General features: G+C 55.5%; 24 protein-coding genes and 1 pseudogene. 7 read left to right on the top strand and 18 right to left on the bottom strand.

Going from position 1 to position 25,508, the window contains the following annotated elements:
* The 7 genes and pseudogenes from EKM86_RS10625 to EKM86_RS10595 form a co-directional block, all read right to left on the bottom strand.
* A pseudogene (locus tag EKM86_RS10625) lies at positions 1–419 on the bottom strand (hypothetical protein); the annotation flags it as partial.
* A 112-nt stretch (positions 420–531) separates the two neighbouring features.
* Complete coding sequence (locus EKM86_RS10620; protein ID WP_318530648.1) at positions 532–1,596, bottom strand: SepM family pheromone-processing serine protease; 1,065 nt, start codon at positions 1,594–1,596, stop codon at positions 532–534.
* Positions 1,574–2,080: a pantetheine-phosphate adenylyltransferase gene (gene coaD / locus EKM86_RS10615; protein WP_125757804.1), complete on the bottom strand. Its 507-nt coding sequence runs from the start codon at positions 2,078–2,080 to the stop codon at positions 1,574–1,576. The genes EKM86_RS10620 and coaD overlap by 23 nt, the downstream gene beginning before the upstream one ends.
* Positions 2,081–2,641, bottom strand: coding sequence for a 16S rRNA (guanine(966)-N(2))-methyltransferase RsmD (gene rsmD / locus EKM86_RS10610; RefSeq protein WP_125757802.1), 561 nt, complete (start codon positions 2,639–2,641; stop codon positions 2,081–2,083). It lies immediately after the preceding gene.
* Positions 2,628–2,936: a YlbG family protein gene (locus EKM86_RS10605; RefSeq protein ID WP_125757800.1), complete on the bottom strand. Its 309-nt coding sequence runs from the start codon at positions 2,934–2,936 to the stop codon at positions 2,628–2,630. Before EKM86_RS10605 ends, rsmD begins: the two co-directional genes overlap by 14 nt.
* A 19-nt stretch (positions 2,937–2,955) precedes the next feature.
* Positions 2,956–6,390: a pyruvate carboxylase gene (locus EKM86_RS10600; protein WP_125757798.1), complete on the bottom strand. Its 3,435-nt coding sequence runs from the start codon at positions 6,388–6,390 to the stop codon at positions 2,956–2,958.
* 14 nt (positions 6,391–6,404) lie between these two features.
* On the bottom strand, positions 6,405–7,583 hold the full coding sequence (locus tag EKM86_RS10595) for an FtsW/RodA/SpoVE family cell cycle protein (protein WP_125757808.1): 1,179 nt from the start codon (positions 7,581–7,583) through the stop codon (positions 6,405–6,407).
* Between the two features lie 218 nt (positions 7,584–7,801).
* Between EKM86_RS10595 and EKM86_RS10590 the strand changes: the two genes are divergently transcribed.
* From EKM86_RS10590 to EKM86_RS10580, 3 genes are all read left to right on the top strand, one after another.
* On the top strand, positions 7,802–9,130 hold the full coding sequence (locus EKM86_RS10590; RefSeq protein WP_225419405.1) for a C1 family peptidase: 1,329 nt from the start codon (positions 7,802–7,804) through the stop codon (positions 9,128–9,130).
* Between the two features lie 632 nt (positions 9,131–9,762).
* Positions 9,763–9,966: a hypothetical protein gene (locus EKM86_RS10585; RefSeq protein WP_125757796.1), complete on the top strand. Its 204-nt coding sequence runs from the start codon at positions 9,763–9,765 to the stop codon at positions 9,964–9,966.
* 663 nt (positions 9,967–10,629) lie between these two features.
* Positions 10,630–11,904 (top strand): RNA-guided endonuclease InsQ/TnpB family protein, encoded by a 1,275-nt coding sequence (locus tag EKM86_RS10580; protein ID WP_125757794.1) that lies wholly within the window; start codon positions 10,630–10,632, stop codon positions 11,902–11,904.
* 216 nt (positions 11,905–12,120) lie between these two features.
* On the opposite strand, the gene EKM86_RS10575 is transcribed toward EKM86_RS10580, so the two are convergent.
* Positions 12,121–12,297 (bottom strand): ribbon-helix-helix protein, CopG family, encoded by a 177-nt coding sequence (locus EKM86_RS10575; protein ID WP_125757792.1) that lies wholly within the window; start codon positions 12,295–12,297, stop codon positions 12,121–12,123.
* Between the two features lie 538 nt (positions 12,298–12,835).
* On the opposite strand from EKM86_RS10575, the gene EKM86_RS10570 reads away from it, so the two are divergent.
* Both EKM86_RS10570 and EKM86_RS10565 read left to right on the top strand, forming a co-directional pair.
* Positions 12,836–13,939: a hypothetical protein gene (locus EKM86_RS10570; protein ID WP_125757790.1), complete on the top strand. Its 1,104-nt coding sequence runs from the start codon at positions 12,836–12,838 to the stop codon at positions 13,937–13,939.
* Between the two features lie 49 nt (positions 13,940–13,988).
* Complete coding sequence (locus tag EKM86_RS10565) at positions 13,989–14,699, top strand: nuclease-related domain-containing protein (RefSeq protein ID WP_125757788.1); 711 nt, start codon at positions 13,989–13,991, stop codon at positions 14,697–14,699.
* Positions 14,700–14,932: 233 nt separating this feature from the next.
* Here EKM86_RS10565 and EKM86_RS10560 read toward each other — a convergent pair whose 3' ends face one another.
* The 10 genes from EKM86_RS10560 to EKM86_RS10515 form a co-directional block, all read right to left on the bottom strand.
* Complete coding sequence (locus EKM86_RS10560; RefSeq protein ID WP_125757786.1) at positions 14,933–15,280, bottom strand: hypothetical protein; 348 nt, start codon at positions 15,278–15,280, stop codon at positions 14,933–14,935.
* Positions 15,281–15,345: 65 nt separating this feature from the next.
* Entirely contained in the window at positions 15,346–16,095 is a 750-nt protein-coding gene (locus tag EKM86_RS10555) for a hypothetical protein (RefSeq protein WP_125757785.1), read from the bottom strand.
* 12 nt (positions 16,096–16,107) lie between these two features.
* Positions 16,108–16,839: a hypothetical protein gene (locus tag EKM86_RS10550; protein ID WP_125757783.1), complete on the bottom strand. Its 732-nt coding sequence runs from the start codon at positions 16,837–16,839 to the stop codon at positions 16,108–16,110.
* On the bottom strand, positions 16,829–17,701 hold the full coding sequence (locus EKM86_RS10545) for an ATP-binding cassette domain-containing protein (protein WP_125757781.1): 873 nt from the start codon (positions 17,699–17,701) through the stop codon (positions 16,829–16,831). The genes EKM86_RS10550 and EKM86_RS10545 overlap by 11 nt, the downstream gene beginning before the upstream one ends.
* Entirely contained in the window at positions 17,698–18,066 is a 369-nt protein-coding gene (locus EKM86_RS10540; protein WP_125757779.1) for a GntR family transcriptional regulator, read from the bottom strand. Before EKM86_RS10540 ends, EKM86_RS10545 begins: the two co-directional genes overlap by 4 nt.
* Positions 18,067–18,186: 120 nt before the next feature.
* A complete protein-coding gene (locus EKM86_RS10535) occupies positions 18,187–19,560 on the bottom strand; it encodes an Nramp family divalent metal transporter (RefSeq protein WP_125757777.1) in 1,374 nt (457 codons plus the stop codon).
* Positions 19,561–19,749: 189 nt separating this feature from the next.
* Positions 19,750–21,600 (bottom strand): translational GTPase TypA, encoded by a 1,851-nt coding sequence (typA, locus tag EKM86_RS10530; protein ID WP_125757774.1) that lies wholly within the window; start codon positions 21,598–21,600, stop codon positions 19,750–19,752.
* Positions 21,601–21,777: 177 nt separating this feature from the next.
* Entirely contained in the window at positions 21,778–22,551 is a 774-nt protein-coding gene (locus tag EKM86_RS10525) for an inositol monophosphatase family protein (RefSeq protein ID WP_125757772.1), read from the bottom strand.
* Positions 22,520–22,834: a UPF0223 family protein gene (locus EKM86_RS10520; protein WP_125757770.1), complete on the bottom strand. Its 315-nt coding sequence runs from the start codon at positions 22,832–22,834 to the stop codon at positions 22,520–22,522. The genes EKM86_RS10525 and EKM86_RS10520 overlap by 32 nt, the downstream gene beginning before the upstream one ends.
* A 2-nt stretch (positions 22,835–22,836) precedes the next feature.
* A complete protein-coding gene (locus tag EKM86_RS10515) occupies positions 22,837–23,724 on the bottom strand; it encodes a Rossmann-fold NAD(P)-binding domain-containing protein (RefSeq protein ID WP_125757768.1) in 888 nt (295 codons plus the stop codon).
* Between the two features lie 321 nt (positions 23,725–24,045).
* Between EKM86_RS10515 and EKM86_RS10510 the strand changes: the two genes are divergently transcribed.
* Complete coding sequence (locus tag EKM86_RS10510) at positions 24,046–24,912, top strand: SDR family oxidoreductase (protein WP_125757766.1); 867 nt, start codon at positions 24,046–24,048, stop codon at positions 24,910–24,912.
* A gap of 77 nt (positions 24,913–24,989) precedes the next feature.
* The gene (locus EKM86_RS10505) at positions 24,990–25,421 is read left to right on the top strand and encodes an Rrf2 family transcriptional regulator (RefSeq protein WP_125757764.1); all 432 of its coding nucleotides are present in this window, start codon (positions 24,990–24,992) and stop codon (positions 25,419–25,421) included.
* Positions 25,422–25,508: the final 87 nt, after the last annotated feature.

Below are 25,508 nucleotides of genomic sequence, written 5' to 3'. Positions count from 1 at the left end.
TGAAACACCAAAGCAGCGCAGTCCCGTGTGAATCGTGGGATTGCGCTGCTTTTTTGAAATTCTATGAATAATCCAGGTTGAACCAATTCCGGCAGCGCAGCCTTGTAATCGGCCAAGGTTTTGAGCGCCTCCAGATGCTTCAGGCGCGGCAAAATTGGCGCGATTCCCAGTGCGTCGCGGGCCGCCTTGTCGCTGGCTTTCACGTAGAACTTGGCGGCGTACTGCAGCGCCGCGTCATCGGTCGTCTGCTCGCCGTTAGCCAGTGCGGTCAGATCTTTGACCAGCTTGGCGCGAATGTTATCAGTCAGGTCGGAGTCGGCACTGACCATGGCCTTGTCAGGCGGGATCACCGTTTTTTCCTGCCAGTCGCCGTTGACGGCCATGTAGAGATCATCTTGAATCCGTGGTTTGTCTGTCATGTTTCCTCCTCGTGATTTCACTGTTTTCTCGCACTGCTTTAATCATAGCCAACTGCTGCGGGAGAAACAACTGCAACGAAAAAGCCGCCGCAAAACGCGACGACTCAATCAGTTAATGGGTGCGCAGGTAATCCAGTGCATCCTGTAGCGTCTTGACCGGGACGATTTTCATTTTGGTCTTGATCTGCTTGGCGGTGCGGGCGGCCACGGCGTAATTATTTTCGTAACTCGGGTCGAGCTTGCGGATCTGCTTGGTGGCCGGCTGGTCCGGGGCAAAGAAGACCTTGGCGCCTTCCTTGTCCGCCATGTAGACCTTTTTGTCGATGCCGCCGATTTGACCAACGTTGCCGTCGCCGTCGATGGTGCCGGTACCGGCGATTTTCTGGCCGTGGCGGAAGTGCTGACTGGTCAGTTCGGTGTAGACCTGGACCGCAAACATCAGGCCAGCGCTTGGGCCGCCAATCTGGCCAGCGTCGATCTTGACCTTCGGCGTTGTGCTGATGGTCGTGTGCTCGGTCAGCTCAATGCCGATGCCGGCCTTGTTGGTGCCAGGCAGCTTCATCAGCTTGGCCGTCGCCGTGTGCACCTTGCCCTTCCGTGTGAAAGTCAGCGTGAGCTTGGAGCCAATCTTGCGTGACTGAATTTCTTTAATGTACTGGTTAGCCGTGGTGTAGCGCTTGCCGTCCAGCGCGGTGATGGTGTCGCCCACCTGGAGTTTGCCCTTAAACGGCGACCCTTTGACCAGCGACATCACGTAGATACCGAGGTGGCGCATTTTGGCCGGCTTGCCCGCCGCTTTGAAGGCGGCCTGGACCGCGTTGTTGGCGGCGCTTTTAATATACTGTTCCTGCAGAAAATCATAGGCTTTGGAATCGTCGTCACCCATCAGCTCCTGCTTGGACATGATCTCAGAATAAGGCTGCAGCTTCGCCCACAGGAGCAGCGCCGGCGAGGCCGGGCCGACCACGCCGACCGTGGTCAGCATGTAGGCCCCTTTTTCCGTGTCCTTCTTACCTTCAACCGTCACGTACGGCTTCAGCGACTCGGCCGAGCCGGGCACCTCGGCGTAGTAGTTGGTGGGGTAAAACAAGAGACCGGCAGCCACTACCAGCGCGGCAACCAGTCCCCCAATGAGCCCCCAACGACGTTTGCGACTAGTTTTTCTTTGCTTGCTCATGCGCATCACCTAACTTGGCCATCACGGCGGCGTTCACGTTCGCCGGCAAAAGCGAACTGACATCGCCGCCGAACGTGGCGACTTCCTTGATCAAACTCGACGATAAGAACCGGTAGCGCTTGTCCGCCAGCAGCAGCACAGTTTCCAACTGCGGTGACAGCACCTGGTTCATCTCGGCAATGTCCTGCTCGTAATCGAGGTCCTTGCCGGAGCGCACGCCACGCACCAGCACGGTGGCACCGATTTGCTGGGCGAATTTAACTGTCAGCATCGACGGCGCCGCCACCACTTCGACGTTAGCCAGGTCCGCCGTGGCTGCTTTGATCAGCGCCACTTTTTCCGCGCCGGTGAACAGCGGGCGCTTAGAGGTGTTGGTCATCACCGCGACCACGACCGTATCGAACATCTTAGCCGCGCGGGTCACAGTGTCGAGGTGACCATTGGTGAAGGGATCAAAACTCCCGGGAAAAATTGCTTTGACCATCTACTCTGCCTCGCTTTGCTTCAAAATTAGGACCTGGGCCACGCCGTAAGTCTGGCGGCGCACCTTTTCATAGCCAGGAATCACGTCGGGATAAACCACGTCCATCCCCGTTTCAAACATCACCGTGCCCCCAGGGGCCAGCAGGTGCAGTTCCAAGATCAGCGCCAGCTGGGCCAGCGCCTCCTGCTTGGCGTATGGGGGGTCGGCCATGATCAGGTCGAACTGCCGGCCCGCTTCGTCGAACGTTTTCAGCGCGCGGTCCACCGGACTTTTCAGCACCGTGAAGCGCTCTGGGTGTGGCAGCTGGCCGACGTTTTCCTTGATCACCTTGATGGCCGGGTACGCCTTGTCGACCAGCGTGGCCGACGCCATCCCGCGCGACACGGCCTCGATGCCGAGAGCGCCGGTGCCGGCGTACAAGTCTAAGGCGTCACCCCCGTCAAAGTAGGGTCCGAGCATGTTGAACATGGACTCTTTGACCTTGTCCGCCGTCGGGCGCGTGTTGGCGCCGGGCACGGCGGCCAGGCGCCGGCCGCGAAATTCCCCGCTAATGACGCGCATCGCGGTACCTCTTGGGCGCGTCATCGTCCTGGTCATCCTCGAGGGCCGACAGGCTGGTGTCCCCGGAGTACTCGGTGGCGATGAACGGCCGCTGGGACTTTTCGACCGCCTTGACGAAGCGAAGTTTCTTAAGCTTGGCCATGGTGTCGTCGATTTTGTCCATATCCAGGTACAAATAGACATATTTCATGCGGCGCGACGCGTAAAGAATCGTGCCGTAATGACGCAAGGCCTTCATTTGTTTGAGTGAATACACCCAAACCACTAGGCCTTGGCGTTTGGTGACCTCAAGCATGCAATTCCTCCTCACAAAATCAGTTCTGCGCCAGCGGCTTCAGTTTGGCCAGCAGTTCGCCAGTTTCCACCAAGTCGCCAACGCCGGCGTACAGGTGCGTGATGGTGCCGGCAAACGGCGCGTGCACCGTGGTTTCCATTTTCATGGCCGAGGTGACAAAAAGCGCGTCGCCCTTTTCGACCTGCTGACCTTCCTTGACCTCGATGCCGACCAGCCGGCCGCCCATCGGCGCGCCGATTTGGTTCCGGTCGGTCGGTTCGGCCTGGCGCTTCGTGGCCACTGTGTGCTGAGCGGATTCGTCCAGGATCTGGACCTCACGCTTTTGCCCGTTGACCGTGAAGTACAAGGTGCGCTTGCCCGCCGCATCAGCCGGCGAAATCGCATCGAGCTGCATCACGACCTGGAGCCCAGGCCGTACGTCGACGCTGATGCGTTCGCCAATGCGCATGCCCTGAAAGTACGTCTGACTGTCCAGCGCGGTGATGGGGCCGAACTTCAGGCGGTTTTTCAGGTAAGTCGCGTACACTTCGGGGTACAAAATGGCGGAGAGGACCTGCGCGTCCGTTGGGTGCGGCAGGCCCTTTTCAACCAGCTGCTGGCGCACGGCGGCAAAGTCGACCGGCTTGGCCAAAGCACCTGGGCGCTGGGTCAGCGGCTTTTCCCCCTTGAGGATCTTGGCCTGCAGTGCTACCGGAAAACCGCCGACCGGCTGGCCGAGGTCGCCCTTGAAGAAGTCGACCACGCTGGCCGGAAAATCGATGGTCTCGCCGCGGTCCAGCACGTCCTGCGGGGTCAGGTGATTCTGCAGCATGAACAGCGCCATGTCGCCGACCACCTTGGACGACGGCGTCACCTTGACGATGTCGCCGAACATTTCGTTGACCTGCGCGTACATTTGCTTGACGGCCTCAAAGTCGGTGATGTCCATCGACTCGGCCTGCTGCTTCAGGTTGCTGTACTGGCCACCGGGCATTTGCACCGTGTAAATGTCGGTCAAAGGCCCGGTCACGCCGTTGGCAAAGTCCTGGTAGTACGGGCGGACCTGTTCGAAGTACTGGTTCAGCTTTTCGGCGCCTTGCACATCAAGGTCCGGCTGCCGGTCGTTGTTGGCCAGCGCGTAGTACAGACTTTCCATGCTCGGCTGGCTGGTCGTGCCGGAAAAGGCGGACTGGGCAACATCGACCACATCCACGCCGGCGTTGACCGCCTGCACGTACGTCGCCACGCCGTTACCGGTGGTGTCGTGCGTGTGCAGGTGAATCGGCACGTCGACCGCATCCTTCAGCGCGGCCACCAGCTCGTACGCGGCTTCCGGCTTCAGCAGCCCGGCCATGTCCTTAATCGCCAAAATGTTGGCGCCGGCGTCGACCAGCTGCTTGGAAAGGTCGACATAATAGGCCAGTGAGTACTTCGGGTGACTATCGGCCAGAATATCGCCGGTGTAGCACATCGTCCCTTCGGCCAGCTTGCCGGTTTCGCGCACCGCGTCGATCGAATGCGTCAGCTGCGGCACCCAGTTGAGGGAATCGAAAATACGGAACACATCAATGCCGCGGTCCGCAGCGACTTGGATGAATTTCTTAATGACATTGTCTGGGTAGTTCTGGTAACCCACCGCGTTGCTGCCGCGAAACAGCATCTGCAGCAGCGTGTGCGGCATTAGTTTGCGCAGCTGATCCAACCGGAGCCACGGCGATTCGTTCAGGAAACGGTACGCGACATCAAACGTCGCCCCGCCCCACATTTCCGCGGAAAAAAGGTTCGGCAGCGCATTGCTGAAGTCCTGCGCCACTCGCAGCATATCGCGCGTGCGCATCCGGGTCGCGAACAGGCTTTGGTGCCCGTCGCGCAGCGTGGTGTCGGTCAGCAGTACCCGCTTTTGCGCCGACAGCCACTTGGTGACCGCATCGGCGCCTTGATCGTGCAGCATGGCGACCAGGTCGGTTTGCGGCGCAGTAGGCTTAAACCTCGGCTGGTAGTCAAAATCCGCCAGCAGCTTTTCGCGGTGCTGGTGCACCCCGGGGAAGCCGTTGACCGTGGTTTGACCGATGTAGGTCATCAGCTGCGTGGTGCGGCTTTCCACCGGGCGCAGCTTGAACAGCGAAGGCGTCTCATCAATGAAGGTCGTCGTCGCACTGCCAGAGCGGAACGTTGGCGTTTCCAGGACGTTCAGCAAAAAAGCCAGGTTGGTCTTCACGCCGCTGATGCGAAATTCCTTCAGCGCGCGCGTCATTTTGGCCACGGCGCCAAGAAACGAGCCGGAGTGAACCGACGTTTTGACCAGCAGCGAATCGTAGTAAGGACTGACGACCGCGCCGGCATAAGCGTTGCCGACGTCCAGCCGCACGCCGTTGCCACCGGGACTGCGGTAGGTCGTGATGGTGCCGGTGTCCGGCATGAAGTGGTTGCTGGGGTCTTCGGTCGTGATGCGGCACTGAATCGCTGCCCCGCGCGTGGTGATGTCTTTTTGCTGCGGGATGCCGATGTCCTTGAACAGGTCCTCGCCAGCGGCAATGCGCATCTGGGCCTGGACGATGTCAACATCGGTGATCAGCTCAGTAATGGTGTGCTCGACCTGCACCCGCGGGTTGACCTCGATGAAGTAGAACTGGTCCCCTTCGACCAAAAACTCGACGGTGGCGGCGTTGTCGTAATTGACACTCTTCATCAGCGCCACCGCGGCATCGCAGATCTGCGCGCGCAACTCAGGCGCCAGCCCAACCGCCGGCGCGATTTCGATCACCTTTTGGTTACGGCGCTGGACCGAGCAGTCGCGCTCGAACAGATGAATCAGGTTGCCGTTGTGGTCGCCGAGAATTTGCACCTCGATGTGCTTAGCATCTTTCAGGTAGCGCTCAACATACATGCGATCGTCGCCAAAACTGGCCACGGCCTCGGACACGGCGTTCTGGTAGACGTCCTTGAGCTCTTTTTCGGAGTGGACAATGCGCATGCCCTTGCCGCCGCCACCAGACGCCGCCTTTAGCATGATCGGGAAGCCGTGCTTTTCGGTGAACGCGACGATCTCATTAAAATCGCGGGTCGGCTCGGTCATCCCCGGAATCGTCTGCAGGCCGGCCTTGACCGCCGCCCGCTTGGCCGCAACCTTATCACCAAACATGTCCAGCAGCTCCGGGCGCGGGCCAACAAACGTCAGCCCGGCCGCTTCAACGCGCCGCGCAAACTCAGCATTTTCCGACAGCAGCCCGTAGCCGGGATGGATGGCGTCAGCCCCGGACTCCTTGGCGATGCGAATGATGTCTTCCATGTCCAGGTAGGCCTCGATTGGCCCCTTGCCGGCCCCGACCTGGTAGCTTTCCTGGGCCTTGAACCGGTGAATGGTCAGCTCGTCTTCCTTGGCGTAGATGCCGACGGTTTTTAGCCCCAACTCTTCGCTTGCCCGAAAGATCCGCACCGCGATTTCGCCGCGGTTAGCTACTAAGACTTTACGCATGTGCGTGCTTCCTTTCACTTGCTCTGTTTGCCGGCCTGTTTGCGGGCCAACGCCTGCTTATCCATCGCGGAAATATTGAGCATGACCCCCATCGCAATGCTGAGGACCAGCATCGAGGACCCACCGTATGAAACAAACGGCAGCGTGACCCCGGTGACTGGCAGCATACCGGTGACTGCACCCACGTTAAATGTGGTTTGAATCAGCATCATGGTCGCAATGCCGTAACTGATCAGTGACCGGTACGCGCTTTTTGAGCGAATCCCGATGCGATAAATGTGGGCGATCAGGTAATAAATCAGGCCAATCACGATCGCCGCGCCGACCAGCCCGAGTTCTTCAGCGATGACCGCCAAGATAAAGTCAGTGTACGGCTCAGGCAGGTAGCCTAACTTTTGGGTGCCGTTGCCCAGGCCGACCCCAAACAGGCCGCCGTGGTTGATGGCCAGCAGTGAATTGACGACCTGATTACCGACCGTTTTGCTTTCCTGAAACGGGTGAATGGCGGCCGTCAGGCGCTGAATCTGGTAGTGCTTGGTCAACCAGTGCGGCAGCTTGACGTTGGCGAAAACATAATACAGGCTGCCAACCAGCAGGGCCAGCCCGGCGAAGAAGCCGGTGCCCCACCCCAGGGAAATGCCACTTGCACAGAGCATCATCAGCGTGATGCCGGTGATGATGATCGCGCCGCCGGTGTCCGGTTCGACCAGCACCAGAAAGATACCCAGGCCCACCAAGATCAGCGGCTTGACCAGCTCTTTAATGGAAAAGTCGGGCCGGCGCATGTTGTCCTGGCGCTGGCTGAACATGTAAGCCAGGTAGAAAATGATGATCAGCTTGGCAAACTCGGTTGGCTGAATGTTGATCGGGCCAACCGGGATCCACGCCGCCGCGCCGTTGATCGACCGGCCGACAAACAACAGGTAAAGCAGCCCGAGGAACAGGACCGCCCACAGCAGCAGCTGCACCCGCGGGTGGCGGAACACGCTGAGCTTGAAGTAGAAGAAAAACAGCGCCAGCAGCAAGCCGGCGATCACAAACAGGAGCTGTTTGATCATCACCGCGTTATCGGCCCAGTGATACTGGGTCTGAATCCAGTACGCGCTGGCCGAATAAACCATCACGACCCCGATCGCGCTCAGGACGAGGTACGGCACTAAAATTTTATAATCCAGGTAATGCAGCTTTTTCAGCAACGGGATCGCCCTTTCGCGGCAAAGTTGACATTATTATATCATAGCTGAAAGGCACCGGGACCGGCAGTGGTCAGGCCGGCGGGAGACCGGGCCAAAATTCCCGGGCAAAACTTAAAATCAGGCAAGAGTCTTTCATTTTTCTCTCATAAAGTTGTTCCCTCTCGTTAAGAAAAGCGGTAGACTGGTTCCATATATTGCAATGAGGAGTGAATAATTTGGCAAAAGCAATCTCATTTGATCAGATCGACCAGTACCAAAAGGACTTTGTCGACCAGCCTGGCGCCCAGGTACTGGCCAAGGCCGTGCAAAATGTCGGCCCGCAAGCAGCCAGCCGCGGCACGCTGAACGACAAGGCCGCAAAGCCCGCCTTTTCCATTGAGCTGGACACTGGCAAGGTCACCAATCAGAAGCAGTCCGGTCGCTGCTGGATGTTCTCCGAGCTGAACACCATGCGCCATTTTGCCGGCGAGAAGTTCGGCATCAAGGACCTCGAGCTGTCCCAGGCCTACCTGGCCTTCTACGACCGCATCGAAAAGTCCAACCTGTTTCTCGAGCAGGTGATCGCCGACCCCACTGCCTCTCCGACGGAAGACCGCAAGCTGGCGACCTTGCTGCAGCAGCCCAACGGCGACGGCGGCCAGTTCGACAACGCCCCGGCGCTGATTGAAAAATACGGCATCGTGCCTAAGTCTGTCATGCCAGAAACGTTCAACAGCTCCGCCACCGGTCAAATCAACGCGGTGCTGAACCTCAAGCTGCGCAAAGCGGCCAGCGAGCTCCAGCAGGCGGCCAAGGCCGGCAAAGATCAGGACGCGCTCGAGGCCATCAAGGATGACAACCTTAGCGCCATTTACCGCATTGTGGCATACGCTTACGGCAACCCGCCGGCCACCTTTGACTTCGAGTACCGCGACGACAAAAAGAACTTCCACGCCGACCGCGGCCTGACGCCGAAAGAATTCTACGCCAAATATGTGGGCTGGAATCTGGGGCAGTATGTGAACCTGGTTGCCGACCCACGCGACACCAAGCAGTACTTCCAAGCCTACAGCCTGCCAAGTCAAAACACTGTCGTTGGCGGCCGGCCGATCACCTTCGTCAATGTGCCGGCAGACCAGCTGGCACAGCTGGCGATCAAGCAGCTGAAAGCCGGCGAGGCCGTTTGGTTCGGCAATGATGTCGGCCAAGACGTCGACCGCGACACCGGCACCCTGACCGGTGGTCTGTACGATTACTCGACCCTCTTCGGCTTTGACATGAAGCTGGGGGTGGCCGACCGCTTCGCCACTCGGCAGGCCGAAGTTACCCACGCGATGACCCTCACCGGCGTCGACCTGGACGACAATGGCCAGCCGACCCGCTGGAAGGTCGAGAACTCCTGGGGTAAGGACCGCGGCAACGACGGCTATTACGTCGCCGACCAGAGCTGGTTTGAACAGTACGCTTACGAGGTCGCGATTCGCAAGGACCTGCTGACACCGGAGATCCTGGCCGCCACGCAAACCGAGCCGATTCCGCTGGACCCATGGGACGAGTTGCACTAGCTCAAAGCCAATTGATTCAGGCGTCCCTGAGACTCTCTTGAGCCTTGGGGACGCCTTTTTGGTGCACGGGATTTCCCAGGCGTCGCGGCATTAGCATGCTTTCAAGGGCCCAGCCAAATAACAGGCGGCCCACTGAATGGGCTGCCTGCGGTAACGGTATTTGACAAATAACCTATAAATTTAACAAACTCGTTCTTGTTGATGTTTTGCAATCTTCTCTAAACTTGTTAAAGTGTGAACAAGGTTAAAGCGTTTGCCTTATTGGGGAGACAACGACCTGGAGGTAAAAAACGCGAGCTCCGCCACGTCGACGAGCACCGGCGATAATAGTGTCAGGCTCGTTTTTGGCACTTATATCATTCCAGAGAATGCGCATGCGACAAATGGCTACAAATCCCTTGCCTTAAACCTAAGGCACAAGGAGGAATCTTAGTCCGACAACTTCAGCCTGAAGATCAAGGACGGCTCCAAAATTAAAACTTTATACATCGATGATTCCGACAACGAGAGCTTTAAAGTCCTCGATGACGAACAATTGAACAAAGTCGAAAAGGCCAAAAACTATGTGATAGGTCAAGCTAAAGACCAACTATACCCAAGAATTTGAACCTAGCAGCATTAACGGTAAGAACATGATGAAAACCGAGCTGAACGTTAACGCCGGTAAGTACGTCGACCGGACCGGCGATGGTGAGAAAATGTTGAAGACTTATTCATGGGCTTTGAAGGACGCGCATTATAACTGTCTGGTGGCCAAAAACATCAGCAAGCGCGCACGGATTATACCAGTTCGCTGGGCAGCTTCCTGGAAAAGGACGTCCTGGATGCACCACTAACTGATGACACCTTTAACAAACTATTGAGCCAACTGCAGGTGGCAAATGTCAAAGCTGAGCAGCCAAGTACCAGGTCAAATACGCCTACCCGACCAAGTTCAAGATTGAAGTGACTCCGACAGTCTATAGTCTCACTGATATAAGCAACGCATTAGACAATTTGACCTCCGATTTCATGGACTTCATGGACAAGGATACGGAATGCAAATACAGCGCCGATGAACATGACACTTCAACCAAAGAGTTCTTCGTAACCAGCTTCGATAAAGTCGGGACGTACTCAAGCCAACCTCTTCGGATTACGGCAACGAGATCGAACTGGTGAAGATCTAGGGCGAGTGGAAGATTGATATTAGCACTGATGATTACGAAAGCTTCGCAGACCCATTTACCGGTGATCATAACAATTGATGACGAAACCTTGCTTGGCCCCGGAGTGATGTGCGGTCGAACATAGCTTTTTGATTGTCCTAGCTTCTCAACCAACAAAAGGCCTGTATGCCATCTGCAAGCAAATAGTGTTCAATATGACCGATGCTGGAATCTCCTGATTTCAATCAGGAGAGGAAAACAAGTCGCTGATAAGCACTGAAAGTAACAGACTGTGTATTGACGTCAAGAACGTGTGTTCGGTATAATTAAGTACCTAACGGAGGTGCCATTATGCCTACACCCAATGCGTTATCCATGGCGGAACTCCCGTATCACTTTGGGGTTCGCGTCCGGGTCTATCCCTCTACCGAACAAAAACGCCTGATCAAGCGTAACAGTGATGCCAGCCGTTTCGTCTACAACGAGATGGTGGCGATGAATCGCGAGTTGTTTGCTTTGCGTCAGACGAAGTGTCCTATCGGCCTTGTCATCCAACGCATTGCCACACTACAAGAGCGTTTGAAACGTCCAGCTACAGGGATCAGTAATATTCACGGTTGGCTGAATCATCCTGATTTTGACGCCGATATGAAGGCCAATGCAATCAAAAACTACCGCGCAGCTTGGAAAAACTTTAGGCAGGTTCATCGCTCTGGATTTCCGCAGTTTCACAAGCGCAGTGCCCGACAGTCTTATCAAACTTCGAATCATTATCAAGCTAACAAGGGACAGCCGACGATGACTAATGGTTCGGTACGACTGTTAGATCGCCATCATCTCACGCTTGGCAAGATTGGCCGCCTGCGTTTCGCTGGTCTGCCGAAGTGGCTTTTTGCGCGTACAGAGAATACTCGTATCGGGACTACGACTGTTACCATGGATGCCACTGGTGCTTATTTCGTTTCGTTTCAGCTCGGCTCGACACAACCATTTGTGACGCCAAGTTCTAAGAACGGTTCTCAGATCGGCATCGACTTAAACCTTGACAACTTCTTGACCGACTCGAATGGCAACACCGTCGCCAACCCACATTACTATCGGCAGATTACCGGCAAACTCGCGAGAGCTCAGCACAAGCTTTCGCGGCGTGCGCACCGGGCCAAGCAAGAACAACGGCCACTGTCCCAAGCTAAGAATTACCAAAGACAGCGTCTGCTTGTTGCCCAAATTCACCAGCGTGTAGCTAACCAACGCAAGAACTTCTTGCACCAGCTTAGCACGGCACTCGTCAAGAACCACGACTTGGTCGCTGCTGAAGAACTGCGCAGCAAGAACCTCTTAAAAAATCATGCATTAGCCATGAGCATCAGTGACGTTGGTTGGCGGCAATTTCTGGCAATGCTAGCGTATAAAGCGCAATTGCACGACAAGAGGTTCATCACCGTTGATCCCAGAAACACCACGCAAACCTGCCACGACTGCGGTTTTGTGATGGGCACGGCGGATACTCGCAAATTGACACTTGCCCAGCGAGAGTGGGACTGCCCACGATGCAGCCAACATCATATGCGTGACTGGAATGCTGCCCAGAATATCTTGAGTAAAGGCCTCGCCGTGATCGCTTAATTGCACACCAAGTCCCTATGGCCCTCCGGTGCCCATGGGACTAAGACGAAGTGCGCCAAGTCCCTATGGCAACCTGGGGACGTTAAAGCGGCAGGAATTAGTTTGCCAACACTGGCCACTTGGCTGGCGCGCAGACCGTATCTGCGGAAATTGCGGCAAGGAAGTGATTGGGCTTCTGCCCCCGCAAGCCCCCGAATTGATTCAGGGGTGGTTGATTTAGTCGTTGCAGTCGTCTTCCAGGGCAAACGCGCGCGCCTTTTTCTGCTCTTCCAGGTACTGTTCCAGTGCGTACTTCACGACGGCAGAAACATCCCCGTCGAGCGTCTTCGCCTCTTCGGCTACCTGTGCTGCCAGATCAGCCGGCAGTGTGATCGTCATTTCTTCAGTTGCCATGATGAACCCCCATTCGCAGATTTCAAAGCCAACTCGGTAAGCGTAACACGCTTTGGCCTTATCGTCACATGAAAATAACCACAGTATGACTTTGCCCGATTTTGATTCTGTATCAATCCGTTTGATATGACTAACCTATTTGGTCAGTACCCCACTTGAATAGCTCGTGGAGCCCTTCACCTACGATTGCACGAATCTCTACACGACATTCATTTAACGGAGAAAAAGTCCGAAGTCCTACTCAAAAGGCTAATCAGTTATTGTTTTGAATCTAGAAACGCGCTATATTAAGCTCGTATACAAAATAAAGCTTTAAATAAAGGTTGGCCAACCCAGTTAAACAAGCTTTTTCTTCAACGTACTTGCATTTTAGTAACGAAATGCAAGCATAGCGAAGAAAGCGATGTAGGGTTGGCCTATTTCTTTACACTTTTTAGCCGATTCATCCACATAATTTCAAATTCACATCAGTGAAAAACATCTCCTCGTATGTTGGCCAACTCTCTACAAACTTTGATTTAGAAAGGAAGAATGTCAAATGAATAATCTCGATTTGGATAAATGGAAGCGATATTGTGGTTGGAGTATTCTCGCTGTTATATTATTCGCCGTAGGGGCCGGCTTCCTTGGTAACATCTCACCAGTTTGGGCAAATGGATTGGACTTCTTTGCCAATTTTGGTGGCTCGGCGATTGCAGCAACAATCGCTGCCGGATTTGTCATCTACCAATCTAATCACGCCCACTCCGATGTAGAACAACAAATGAAGGATGAAGAAGAGAGACAAAAGAAACAGTTTGAGGAGGAACGAAAGAGACAAAGAGATCAAGAGCAAAGCGAAAATGAAATACAGCAGGCAAGAGAATACAACCGAGTCAGACCGATGCTATATTTCTTCCCGAAAACATACAGACGAAATGATTCGACACCCAGAATACAACCAGGTGATAGGCTGTTCATTAGCTCGACGGGATTACAAAAATTTAATCGAGATAACAGCGAGATTGACACAACAAATATCAGCTCGTATGTCGATTACTTAAATAAAACACGGAAAGAAAGTATTGAACTTTTTGAACTTAGACTACTGTATGGCGAGCCTATCCACCACGTTTGTATATGTTTCAATAAAGGCACGGGGGCAAACCGAAAGCTATACATTCCTTTCCTAGAACCTGGGAAGAACAATATTATTCTTACCGGGGACATGTTTAAAAAAATGGACACATTTGAACAACAGAAAGGCATAAATGCCAACGACAAGTATGGTCTCTATGACAGCGCAGTGCCCCGTGAACAAGTAGTAAATAAACTGTTAACTGATAAGATTGTGATTGAATTTGACACAGTTCTGCACGAACACGTTAAAGTCACATTTGGTCTAAAAGAAACTGATGACCCTACACAAGTCCCCAAGGTCTCTAGCGATAATCAAAAGATTGAGTTATCCTACAATTTTGATACGGATGAAACCAAAGATTTCATGAAGGATCTGATTGAGCACCACAAGATTCCCCGTGAAAAAGATGTGACTGTCGTGGATTATAATCAACAAACGTCCATTGATATGGAAAAAGCAACCTATACGACAATTTACGAGGTACCAGAATCGGGCCTTTCAAATAATATAAATGACAATTAGTTGAATGTAGAGTGATGGAGTCTCACGGAACTGGAAGAAGGTTATTCAGATGCAAGAACGTCAATACACCAACCGCGGAGAATACGAAACCTACAAGATGGCACGAGCCTTGCAGGAGCAGTATCCCGAAGACGGCATTAAACTATACGCCAACTTGTTCCTCAGCCTCAATGACGGCGAGCCGAATCGGCAGATTGATCATCTATTGCTGAGTCACCGCGGGCTGTTTGTTCTCGAGACCAAGTACTGGAGCGGTACAATTTATCACGAGATTACCCTCACCCAGCTCAGGCGAGAGTGCGCCGCATTTTGGCCGATCATCAAAGATTCACTGCCTGGTACTATCCGCAACCTGAATTCTTCAGAATTATTCACGCTGGTGGCTAAGTCTGATGAGCCACTCGAAGGCTATGCAAACTGGCACGACCCTGCACAGCAAGTGAAAACTACAATGGCCAAACTACACAAGTTTTTGAAGGGCCACTTGCAGATTCCCCCGTTTGTTCATGGCTTTGTGTTGTATGTGTACCCCCAGTCGAATGCCAACACAATTGTCGATTTAAATGGCCGGCTTGACGGCGATGACGACACTAAGAACGCCGATGACGAAGAATTCACCGGGCACAATGTCACTGAACCGGATGGCTTCTCTAGCTTAGCCAGTTTTAAAGACTATTATGAACACATGCCTCAGACAGTAATGACGGCGGAGCGCACCGCGGAGATTGCCAAGTGCATCGAAACTGAAATTATTGAGTAGCTGCACCTGAAATACGAATATCTAGTAGCAAAAAGGCTGGCCCGAATTGTAATCGGGTCATCCTTTCATTTCTAGTAGTGCTCGCGATTGAGAAAATGTAATACCAGCCAATCTTGATTAGGATAATCATTAGTCAGCTAGTCTTATACATCTGTGGATTCCTTAGCACGCCCGGTGGTGCTTCATCCTGTGTTCACAGATTACGCAAAGCCTCAGCTTCCACGTCGTAAAACTTATGGCTCTATGTCACGAATCTGATCGATCAAGTCTTCGAAATGGTCGACGACGCTCGCGTACTCGTCCAGTTCGCCGCCGTACTGCTGGTTGAACCCTTCCAGCCCGTCGCCGGCAAAGGCAAACTCATAGTTGTGAATGGTCTCGTACGTTTGGCTGAAATCCGCCAGCAGCTCGTGGTGCTGACCGTCCAGTTGCAGTGCCATTTGAATCACCCGAAAATCGGTGTACGCGAGTTCAAACTGCACCGCCCACCGGCGCATGAACGGGTGCTGATTCTGAATGTGGGCCAGGTGATGCGTGGTGGTCCACGCCAGGTTATCGATACTGTTCTTCACGTCTAACATCTAAACCACCCCTTTCGCGCTCACTTTACGCGCGGACTGGTCCAGAGGCAAACAATTCGCCTTGCCTACTGCTCAGCCACGGTCATGCGGCGCATCCCCAACGCGGTCACCCCGAAAATCACGGCGAAGACCAAGAGCGCCGCTGCCACGATCAAAAACGGGTTGGCCTGAGCAGCCGGCAACGTCTGGGTCAGGGACCCGCTAGCCAAGTGCCGAGTCAGCGCCGCCGCGTCGCTGTCGGAAGGGGCAATCAGCCTGCCGACTGGGAACCAGGCCAGCGCAACGGCGAAGATCACTCCGCAGAGCGTCAGGGCTGCCTTTACCCTGTCCACCCGCTGCATCAGCACATTGAAAAACATCCCAATGCCGCCAAGTGCCGCGAACACCAGCACAATAAACAGCGCGTTGGCGACCCATGCGACCGGCGTGTACGCACCGGAGTACCCGAGCTCCTTGATGAACAGCATTGGCACCCCAAAGATGGTCATGATCAGCCAGTCAAACGCAAATCCAAACAGCCCATAGCACAGCCAGCCGGTCACCTGGGTCCAAAATTGCTGCCAACGCGGAATCCCGAACTGAGCGGCCAGACGCAGCCATTTGGGGGTCAGGATCATACTCGCTACGATGGTGAACATGCCAGTCGGCACGATCATGGTGTTGCCGAAGGGCTGATTCCAATCCATCTTCGCGCCGACCAAGGCGTTGATGGCGACCACAAAGAGAAAACTAAGCCCCAGCATCACTACGGCAAAGATGAGAAACGGTTTCGCCAGGTCCAGGAGCTGCATTTTTAACATGACACGTTTTTTCATCACTTTTCCCTCCTAAACCCGGTCGTTGAGTTCGGCGCGGCGGCCCAAGCGCGTCGCTAAATACCCAAAACCGACCGCCAGCACCGTGAAGATCAAGAGCAGGAGCAGCGGCTGAGGCGCCCCGTGCAGCGGCAGCCCAATCAGCGCCAGCAAGAACTGCAGCACGCCTGAATCGGTGGCCAGATCCGGCAGTGCCAGCATGATCAGGACCAAGGCCAACCCCGGCAAAACCATCAACCCATAGATGCCAAACACCAGCGCAAATCTCACTTTTCCGCTGAGTGGCAGGCTAAGGAAACCGAGTGCAGCCCCAAGCGCCGAAAATGCCAAATACGCCATTAGCCGCAACAAGACGCTCATGAGTACCCCAGTTGGCCCAGTCAGGTGATAAACAGAAGCCAGAAAACTGCCCGTACCGTTGAACAGCGGAATGAGACTGACCAAGGTGACGAGCCCCGCCAGAACAGCGGAACAAGCCACCAGCCCGACTGCTGCAGTTTGCAAATAAAGCTTGCGACTGACGCCGTTTTGAAACGCCGACCCCAGCGCCCATGGCGTGGCAAAATAACCCAAAATTGCGGCGATATACAGGCCAATAAACTCGCCAGACCAGCCGTTGGCGTCAGACGTGTCGCCGAGAAAACTCATCACCACCAGCACGCCCCAGCCAAACAGGCCGCCAATCATAACGATACTCATCATCTGCAGCTGCACTTTCAGCATCGCCTGAAATTTACTCGTCATCAGCGCCACCCCCATCGCGGGTCAGCTCCAGGTACATCTGCTGGAGATCCATCCCGCCGACTGTGACGCCTGCCGGCACCGGCTTTTCCAGCGGAGCATCCAGCGTGTATGCCGTCAGCATGCCGCCCAGCGGCACTTCGCGCAGCGTGCAGGTGCCGCCGAGCCACTCATAGACCAGTGCCGTCGGTCCGGTGACCACGCGGCCCTTGGCGGTCAAATCAGCGACGTCTTCATCCAAGGTGATGGTCCCGCCATCCAGCACAAACACATGCGTGACCAGATTTTCAATTTCCTCGATCAGGTGCGACGCGATGATGAACGTCCGCGGCTTGCTGGCAAAGGTGTCGGCCAGCTCCTGGTAGAAAATCTCCCGGTTATTCGCGTCCAGCCCCAGCACCGGCTCATCCAGCATCACGAACTCGCACGGCACGCACAGCGCGATGATCAGCTTGGCGATGGTGCGGTACCCGGTCGACAGCTTGCGGAACCGCTGGTGCGGATCCAGCCCAAAGGCCTTGACTAGGTGAGCGGCCAGCTGGTCATCGAAGCTCCCGTACATTTCCCGCGTCAGCGTGAACAGCTGCGCGATCCGGCTATCGCCTGGGTACAGCATCGCCGCGCTCATCAGGAAAATGCGATTTTGGGCGTCGCCGTTTTCGGTGACGCTTTTGCCGTCCAAGAGCACCTTGCCGGCCGTCGGGAAGAGGCGGTTGTTGACGATTTTCATCAGCGTGCTCTTGCCCGCGCCATTGCGGCCCAGCAATCCATACAGCTGGCCGGCCTCCCAAGTCATGTTGACGCCCCGCAGCACCTTTTTGGCGCCGAAGTTGCGCGTGACCTGCTTAAACTCTAACTTGCTCATGCCCCATACCCCTCTTCTACTGCGGCGATCAGTTCCGCCTTGCCAATATCTAACGCCTTGGCGGCCGCAACCAGGTCCGCGATGCGCTCGGCGTAAAAATCGTGCTTGCGCTTCGCCTTGATCTTAGCCTGGGCCCCTGGCACCACGAACATGCCGATGCCCCGCCGCTTCTCGATCAGGCCCAAATCGACCAAAACGTTCATCCCCTTGAGCACGGTGGCCGGATTGATGGCGTAGGTCTTCGCCACTTCAGTCGTCGACGGGATCTGCGTGTCCTCAGCGAACGCGCCGCTCAGAATCCCCGCCGTGAACTCGTCGGCAATTTGCTGGTACAGCGGCACGACGCTGCTTGCATCGAATTTCATGGGCCGCCTCCTTCCGGTTATTTAGTTAATTAGTTTAGTAACTAACCTACGATGTCAAGATACCCCGTTAACAACAAGAAGTCAACAAAAAAGTCGCCCAATGTTTGGACGACTTTGAATTTAAATTTTAATGCCGAAGGTCTGCAAGATCAGCCAGATGTTCAAAATGATCAAGACAATCGTGACAAACCACGCGGCGTATTTGACCCAGGCGCGGTTCTTGAACTCGCCCATCAGCTCCTCGTTGGAGGTGTATGAGACCAGCGGCACGACCGCAAACGGCAGCGCCACGGACAGGAACACCTGCGAGAAGGTCAACAGGCCTTCAATTTTGGCCTCGTTACCCTTGTAGATAATGGCGAAAATCAGCACCGGGGTGACCGACAGCAGGCGAGTCAACAGGCGCTGAGCCCACAGCGGCATCTTCAGCCGGATGAACCCTTCCATGATGATCTGGCCGGCCAGCGTGCCAGTAATGGTCGAGCTTTGGCCGGACGCTAGCAGCGCCACGGCGAACAGCATCGACAGGACCGGGCTGGCGATTGCGCCGACGACCTTGCTGTCCTGCAAGGCGTTGAACAGATCGACGAAGCGGCCCAGGTCGGAATTGGTGCCGAAGAACAGCGCCGCCCCTAAAATCAGCAGCAGCGAGTTGACCACGAACGCGATACTCAGCTGAATGTTGGAATCGATGGTGCTGAAGCGAATGGCCCGGTGTACCGCCTTCGGATCCTTGCGGTCGACCGCGCGCGTTTGCGAGATCGACGACCCCAGGTACAGGTCGTGCGGCATGACGGTCGCCCCGACGATCCCCAAAGCCAGGTACAGCTCGGAGCGGTTCGTCAAAATGGTCGGCGACGGAATGTAGCCTTGCAGCATCTGCCCGACATCAGGCTGGGACAGCAGCACTTCGTATGTGAAGACCATCAGGATCACGGCGACCAGCACCGCGACAATGGCCTCGATTTTCCGAAACCCGAGGCGCATCAGCAGCAGCAGGATCAGCACGTCGGCCGACGTGACGATGATGCCGACAATTAGCGGGATCTTGAACAGCAGCTCCAACGCGATCGCCGACCCGATGATCTCCGCCACATCGGTCGCCATGATGGCCAGCTCGGTGATGATCCATAAGATGAACCCAGTGACCTTGCCGGTGCGCTCGCGGGTGAGCTGCGCCAGATCCTTACCGGTGACGATGCCCAGCCTGGCGGCCATTGCCTGCAGCAGCATCGCGGTCAAGCTCGAGATCAGGACCACTGTCAGCAGCGTGTACTTGAACTGCGCGCCCCCGGCAATCGAGGTGATCCAGTTGCCGGGATCCATGTAGCCGACCGCGATCAGGATCCCCGGTCCGGTGTAGGTCAGCAGGGTTTTCCAGAAACCGGCGTTCTTTGGGACCTCGATGCTGCCGTTGATTTCGTCCAGGCTTTTCGAGCCGGCCTCCTCTTCAGCGAACATGACTTGGTGCTCTTTGCGGGATGACTTTGCCATCACGCCACCTCCCCTTCTCAGGATTCCCCAAATACAGTCTACGTCTATGATAAAACTTCATATGTAAGTATAGCGATATTTTAGTCTTCCCGAAACCCCCAAATTTCCGCTCGTCACATCTTTTTGAAAAAACCAAAAAGAACCGTCACCACAGAGTTGTGATGACGGTTCGTGAACGACTCGGACAAGTTATTTCTTGTCGGTCGTGGCGATCTTCTTGCGCTTAGCGACCTTTTGACGCTCGCCAGTGTTCAAGATCTTTTTGCGCAAGCGAACACTCTTGGGTGTCACTTCGCAGAGCTCGTCGTCGTTCAAAAATTCGATCGACTCTTCGAGGCTCATGTTCTTCGGGGTCTTGATGGCCGCCGCGTGGTCTTTCCCGGCCGCACGGGTGTTGGTCAAGTTCTTCCCCTTCGTCGCGTTAACGGCGATGTCGGTTTCGCGGTTGTTCATGCCGACAATCATGCCTTCGTAGACTTCGGTCCCGGCGTCAACAAACAGCTGCCCGCGTTCCTCAATGCTCTGCAGGGAGTAAGTCGTCGCGGTGCCGGCGTTGATGGACACCAGCGCGCCGTTGACCCGGCCAGGCGTCCAGTTGCGAACGACCGGCATGTACTTCTCGAACGTGTGGTTCATGATGCCGTAACCGCCGGTCGAAGACAAGAATTCAGTCGAGTAACCAATCAGGCCACGGGATGGGGTCAGGAAGACCAGACGGGTCTGACCATTGCCCTCATCAGACATGTCCTGCATCTCACCCTTACGCTGAGACATCGCATCGATCACGGTGCCGGTGTACTTGCTTGGAATGTCGATCTGCACTTCTTCAAACGGCTCCATGGTCTGGCCGTCGATTTCGCGGTAAATGACTTCCGGGCGGCCGAGCTGAAGCTCAAAGCCGTCACGGCGCATTTCTTCAACCAGAATGGACAGGTGAAGTTCGCCACGGCCGGAAACCATCCAGGCGCCGGCTTTATCGGTGTCATCAACCCGCAGCGAGACGTCGGTCTGCAGCTGCGCCTTCAGGCGGTCTTCGAGCTTGCGCGCGGTGACCTTGTCGCCTTCGCGGCCGGCAAACGGGGAATCGTTTTGCATGAACATCATTTGCAGCGTCGGCGGATCGATCCGCAGAATCGGCAGAGCTTCCGGATGGTCAGCGGCGGCAACGGTTTCGCCGACGTAGATGTCATCCATCCCGGAAACAGCGATCAGATCCCCGGACTTAGCCGTCTGGATCTCGACCCGCTTGAGGCCGAAGAACCCAAACATCTTGGTGACGCGGAAGTTCTTGTGAGAACCATCCAGCTTCATGACCGTGACGTTGTCGCCAACGGAAATCGTGCCGCGGAACACGCGGCCGATCCCGATACGGCCCACGTAGTCGTTGTAGTCCAGCATGGAAACCTGGAACTGCAGCGGTTCGTCGGACGTGTCTTCCGGGGCCGGAATGGTCTTGAGGATGGTGTCAAACAGCGGCTTCATAGTGTGTTCCTGGTTGGCCGGGTCGTCCGAGTAGCTGGAGGTCCCGTTCAACGCTGATGCATACACGATTGGGAATTCGAGCTGGTCTTCGTCAGCGCCGAGTTCGATGAATAATTCAAGGACTTCGTCAACGACTTCAGCAGGACGCGCACCTGGCCGGTCGATCTTGTTGATGACCACGATTGGCGTCAGGTGCTGCTCGAGGGCTTTTTTCAAAACGAAGCGGGTCTGCGGCATGGTGCCTTCGAACGCGTCAACGACCAAGAGGACCCCGTCGACCATTTTCATGATCCGTTCCACTTCGCCACCGAAGTCCGCGTGCCCTGGGGTGTCCACGATGTTGATGGTGGTGTCCCCATATTTAACGGCCGTGTTCTTCGACAGAATGGTGATCCCGCGTTCCTTTTCGATCGCGTTGGAATCAAGCGCGCGGTCCCCAATCTGCATGTGTTCCGGCAACGTGTCGGACTGCTTTAACATTTCGTTGACCAAGGTGGTCTTACCGTGGTCGACGTGGGCAATGATCGCAATGTTGCGAATATCGTCGCGAGTCTTCAAATTAATTAACTTCCTTTCAGAATGGCCTTGTGTGGCTGCAAAATGCCAACCAACTCGGCGCTGGTTCTGGCATAAAAAAACATGCCTCTTCTGAGACAGTCTTCGAAATAAGAGTATAGCACAAACTACGCGCCTCGGATACCTTTTCTGAAAAGTCATGCGAGGCGTTCGTGAAAATTACTTGGCAGGCATCTGGTGCAGGATCTCCGCGTGCGCCTGCGGCATGGCGGCAACCACCACGCCGGCCTTGAGCAGATGGATTGCCGACCCGTCTGGCCGCGTGCACTTGAGCCCGAATCCGGCGCCAATCGCCATGCCGGCGGCGATGTCCCAGGGCTGCAGGTACGACACATACCCCACCAGCTGGCCCAGGGCGATGGCTTTAAACTCCATGCCGGCGGACCCGGAGATCCGCGCTCCGGAGCTGGCCAGCGCGATGTCGCCGAGATTCAAATAGTTGTGAATCGTCATCGGCCCACTGGCGCCCAGCAGACCATCTTTTAGCAAGCGGTCAAGCGGCAGGCTGACCGGCTGGCCGTTCAGCATCGGCGGCAGGTTTGGCCCGCCGGTGACCAGCTCGTTGCGCATGACGTCCAGGATGGCCCCGTACAGCGGCACGCCATCTTGGTACACGCCAATCATCACGGCGAAATTGGCCCGCTGCTTGACGAAGTTCATGGTGCCATCGATCGGGTCGACAAAAAAGACCAGGCCGGTCAAGTCAGCGACTTTCGCCGCCGTGCCTTCCTCGGCTTCGATTTTCGCGTCCGGATACGCGGTGCGAATCTTCGCAACCAGAAACTGCTGACTTGCCGCGTCGACGTTGGTGACCAGGTCATTGCGACCGGTTTTGGTTGCCACGTTGACTGGTGTTTGCATCGCCGTCAGAATCCGCGTCCGGTCTTCGGTCAGCCAGGCTTCAATGTTTGCTGCGAGCGCCTCGAGCGTCATGAGCTGCCTCCTTTACGCGCACCCGACCAGCAGTGGTCGCCTGCGCCGCCTTCATCACGCGGTAAATCGAGTAGCCAGAGGCCTGTTCAAACTCCCGGCCCAGCCGCCGCTCGGTGCCCTTGTCCGGCACCACCTCTTTGAACCCGGCGTAAGCGGCCAGCAAATTGGCGCGGTCGACCCCCTTTTCATAGGCGTCTTCCACCAACGTGTAAAGCGTCGTGACTTTGATCATCTCGCTTTTGGACCAATCCAGGTCCAGCGGGTATTCATAATTGGCTTCCAAATTTAGTTCTCTCCTGCTTCGATCGCGGCAATTTGCGCGGATAGGCGAGTCAGTGCTTCAGCCAAGCTTTGCTGCTCAGCCTCAGACCCAGTGACGCTCGCCACCGCGGTGATGCCGCGTCGATCGATTTGAACCGGCCGCGAGTAGACCAGCGGCTGGTCGCCTTTATCGTAGCGCACGGCCACCGGGGCAATCAAGGCAGAACCGGCGTTGGCCGCCAGCAGCCGCTCGACCAGACCGCACAAGCTGTGGCCGTCCGCCGCTTTCGCGTACGCCTGGCAGGCCGCCAGCACGCGCGTCATGATGCCGGACGCGTCGTCTGCGTCTTGCAGCAGCGTCATCACCGCAGTCGCGCCAATGTAGGCCCGACTCCACAGCAAGGTGAAGTCCGGCTGGGTTCCGATCACATACGCCGTGACCGCACCTGCCGGGACGTCAAACTCGCGCGCCAGGCTGTGCTCAAAGCAGCGGGTCAGCCCCATCGTGCCCAGTCCCATCACCGCGTCCGCCTTTAAGCCGGAGAAGCGCTGCGCAAAATGGGTGCACAGCTCACTTTCTTGGGTCGCCACCAGCAGGCGGCCGCTGAACCCGGCGCCCATCGCCGCCTTCAACTCGCGCCGCATGCCGGCCAAATTTGCTGCCTGCACCGTTTCTGCCGCCCCTTCGGCAAAATCGGTGATGATCAGCACATCCGCATCGGCCAGCTGCTTGGGCGTGGCCTTTTGAAAGGCATTCTCGCTCACCGCCGCCAGCGCGATCAAACCGTCCAGCCCAACGTGTTCAGTCGCCGGTGTGTCCAGTAAAACCGCCAGCGGCAGTCGGCTTTGAATCAGTTTAGCGGTGACGTCCTGCGTCGCGCTAGTGTCCCCACAAACCACTACTTTTTGCATACCTTACCCTCCAACTCTCTTAAGGTAATATTAAACAATTGCTGCGCGATAAGAGGATACAGTTTCATGTCAAAACGTGGACACTGGATCGTGGACAGTGACAGGCGTGTCTAACTGAGGAACACGCGCAGTTTTCAGGAGAGATGCTGGTCCCTGAACTAGTGGACTATCGCACTTCCCCACCGAAATGCCACTGTACATATAAAAGTTTCGGAAAAAATCTTGCATAATGTTTATTAGCTGTTATTATTAAAGCAACAGGTTAATCACAAAAAAACACCAGGTCATGTCAGCCAATCATTCCACCAGGAGGCTCAATCCATGAAATATCTCATTACTGGCGCTACAGGACATCTCGGTCGCAAAGTCATCGATCAGTTGGTCGCTCTGGTCGGCGCGTCCGCATTAACCGCGGCTGTACACACCCCAGCAAAAGCCACTGCCCTGAGCGAGCGAGGAATCAACACAGTCGCTCTGGATTACCTCAACGTCGAGACCATGCGTGAGGCTTTCTCTGGTCAAGACGTCGTCCTCTACATTCCCAGCAAAACCTACGATGTCTTACAGCGAATCACCGAATTTGAAAATTCAATCAAGGCGCTCGAACTCGCGAAGGTGCCATCTGTCGTGTTCGTCAGTTTTTATGCCGACCAGGAGAATAATCCTTTTAGAATGTCACCATACTACGCCTACGCCCCACGCAGGCTGGCCACCAGCGGCCTCCAGTATGCGGTCGCGAAAAACTCGCTGTACGCCGATCCGCTCGTGCCTTATCTGCCGGAGTTGATCGAGCGCCAGGCGTTGATCTATCCCGTCGGCGATCAGGCGATGAGTTTTATCACCCAGGACGACAGCGCCAAGGCAATTGCCACCCTAGCCGTAAAGCCGGAATTGCGCGATGCTGGCCAAATATACACGCTGACCCAGGAAAAAGCCCTGACCATGCCAGAACTAGGACGGATCATGACCAAAGTCACCGGTCATGAGATTGGCTATAAACCCGTGACCACGGCAGAATTCGGCCGAATTTACGCGGCGGAAGGCGATGGTGAAGAACTCGCCAGCATGTATGCCGCCGGCGCCCTGGGTCTGTTCGACCAGGCCACTGACGATTTTGCGAAGATCACTGGCGATAAGCCAGAAAGCATGTCGGTCTTCCTGACGCGCAACTACCGCCCAGAAGCGTAGGACTCCTGGTTTCCTTGCCCCAGCATCGGGTGGGGAACACCGCCACTGCGGCCGCCATTTTGAAAGCAGGATAAACGATGAAATTTTCCCATAAACTCAGTGATGCCGTCCACATTTTGGCGTACGTCCAGATTTATGCTGGCGGCGACCTATCCAGTGCTGCGATTGCCGCAAGCGTGGAAGCCAACCAAAGCATGGTACGGCAAATGATGTCTAAACTAGTCAAGGCCGGCCTGCTCAATAGCCAACCTGGCAAGGTCGCGGTGACCCTGGCTAAGTCCCCTGAAAACATCACTCTGCTCGACGTTTATCTGGCGGTTGAGGACAATCAAAACCTGTTACACATCGATGATAAAACCAACCCATTGTGCATTGTTGGTGGCAATATTCAAGGCACCCTGAATGTCGTATACGCCGACATTCAACGCGATACTGAAGCCAGCATGGCCAAGCACACCTTGGCAGAGATAATCGCCGACATTCTGGTTCGCCAGGACGCCAAAAACTAACTCAAAAGCACCTGGATTATTCACCTCGGTATTTGGGACATGAAATCGCATCTGGCCGGTCTGAAAGCAACGTTTGGAGCGTTGCGA

Source organism: Lacticaseibacillus hegangensis (assembly GCF_003946465.1).
GTDB lineage: Bacteria > Bacillota > Bacilli > Lactobacillales > Lactobacillaceae > Lacticaseibacillus > Lacticaseibacillus hegangensis.
This window is presented reverse-complemented; position numbering and strand designations above follow the sequence as displayed.

Bases quoted from the DNA above. Each gene is read 5' to 3' on its own strand.
- EKM86_RS10565 (WP_125757788.1), top strand. From the start codon at position 13,989: ATGCAAGAACGTCAATACACCAACCGCGGAGAATACGAAACCTACAAG.
- EKM86_RS10570 (WP_125757790.1), top strand. From the start codon at position 12,836: ATGAATAATCTCGATTTGGATAAATGGAAGCGATATTGTGGTTGGAGT.
- EKM86_RS10540 (WP_125757779.1), bottom strand. From the start codon at position 18,066: ATGAAATTCGATGCAAGCAGCGTCGTGCCGCTGTACCAGCAAATTGCC.
- EKM86_RS10510 (WP_125757766.1), top strand. From the start codon at position 24,046: ATGAAATATCTCATTACTGGCGCTACAGGACATCTCGGTCGCAAAGTC.
- EKM86_RS10585 (WP_125757796.1), top strand. From the start codon at position 9,763: ATGATGAAAACCGAGCTGAACGTTAACGCCGGTAAGTACGTCGACCGG.
- EKM86_RS10555 (WP_125757785.1), bottom strand. From the start codon at position 16,095: ATGAAAAAACGTGTCATGTTAAAAATGCAGCTCCTGGACCTGGCGAAA.
- EKM86_RS10575 (WP_125757792.1), bottom strand. From the start codon at position 12,297: ATGGCAACTGAAGAAATGACGATCACACTGCCGGCTGATCTGGCAGCA.
- EKM86_RS10505 (WP_125757764.1), top strand. From the start codon at position 24,990: ATGAAATTTTCCCATAAACTCAGTGATGCCGTCCACATTTTGGCGTAC.
- EKM86_RS10515 (WP_125757768.1), bottom strand. From the start codon at position 23,724: ATGCAAAAAGTAGTGGTTTGTGGGGACACTAGCGCGACGCAGGACGTC.
- EKM86_RS10560 (WP_125757786.1), bottom strand. From the start codon at position 15,280: ATGTTAGACGTGAAGAACAGTATCGATAACCTGGCGTGGACCACCACG.
- EKM86_RS10620 (WP_318530648.1), bottom strand. From the start codon at position 1,596: ATGAGCAAGCAAAGAAAAACTAGTCGCAAACGTCGTTGGGGGCTCATT.
- rsmD (WP_125757802.1), bottom strand. From the start codon at position 2,641: ATGCGCGTCATTAGCGGGGAATTTCGCGGCCGGCGCCTGGCCGCCGTG.
- EKM86_RS10525 (WP_125757772.1), bottom strand. From the start codon at position 22,551: ATGACGCTCGAGGCGCTCGCAGCAAACATTGAAGCCTGGCTGACCGAA.
- EKM86_RS10545 (WP_125757781.1), bottom strand. From the start codon at position 17,701: ATGAGCAAGTTAGAGTTTAAGCAGGTCACGCGCAACTTCGGCGCCAAA.
- EKM86_RS10535 (WP_125757777.1), bottom strand. From the start codon at position 19,560: ATGGCAAAGTCATCCCGCAAAGAGCACCAAGTCATGTTCGCTGAAGAG.
- EKM86_RS10600 (WP_125757798.1), bottom strand. From the start codon at position 6,390: ATGCGTAAAGTCTTAGTAGCTAACCGCGGCGAAATCGCGGTGCGGATC.
- EKM86_RS10605 (WP_125757800.1), bottom strand. From the start codon at position 2,936: ATGCTTGAGGTCACCAAACGCCAAGGCCTAGTGGTTTGGGTGTATTCA.
- EKM86_RS10550 (WP_125757783.1), bottom strand. From the start codon at position 16,839: ATGACGAGTAAATTTCAGGCGATGCTGAAAGTGCAGCTGCAGATGATG.
- coaD (WP_125757804.1), bottom strand. From the start codon at position 2,080: ATGGTCAAAGCAATTTTTCCCGGGAGTTTTGATCCCTTCACCAATGGT.
- EKM86_RS10580 (WP_125757794.1), top strand. From the start codon at position 10,630: ATGCCTACACCCAATGCGTTATCCATGGCGGAACTCCCGTATCACTTT.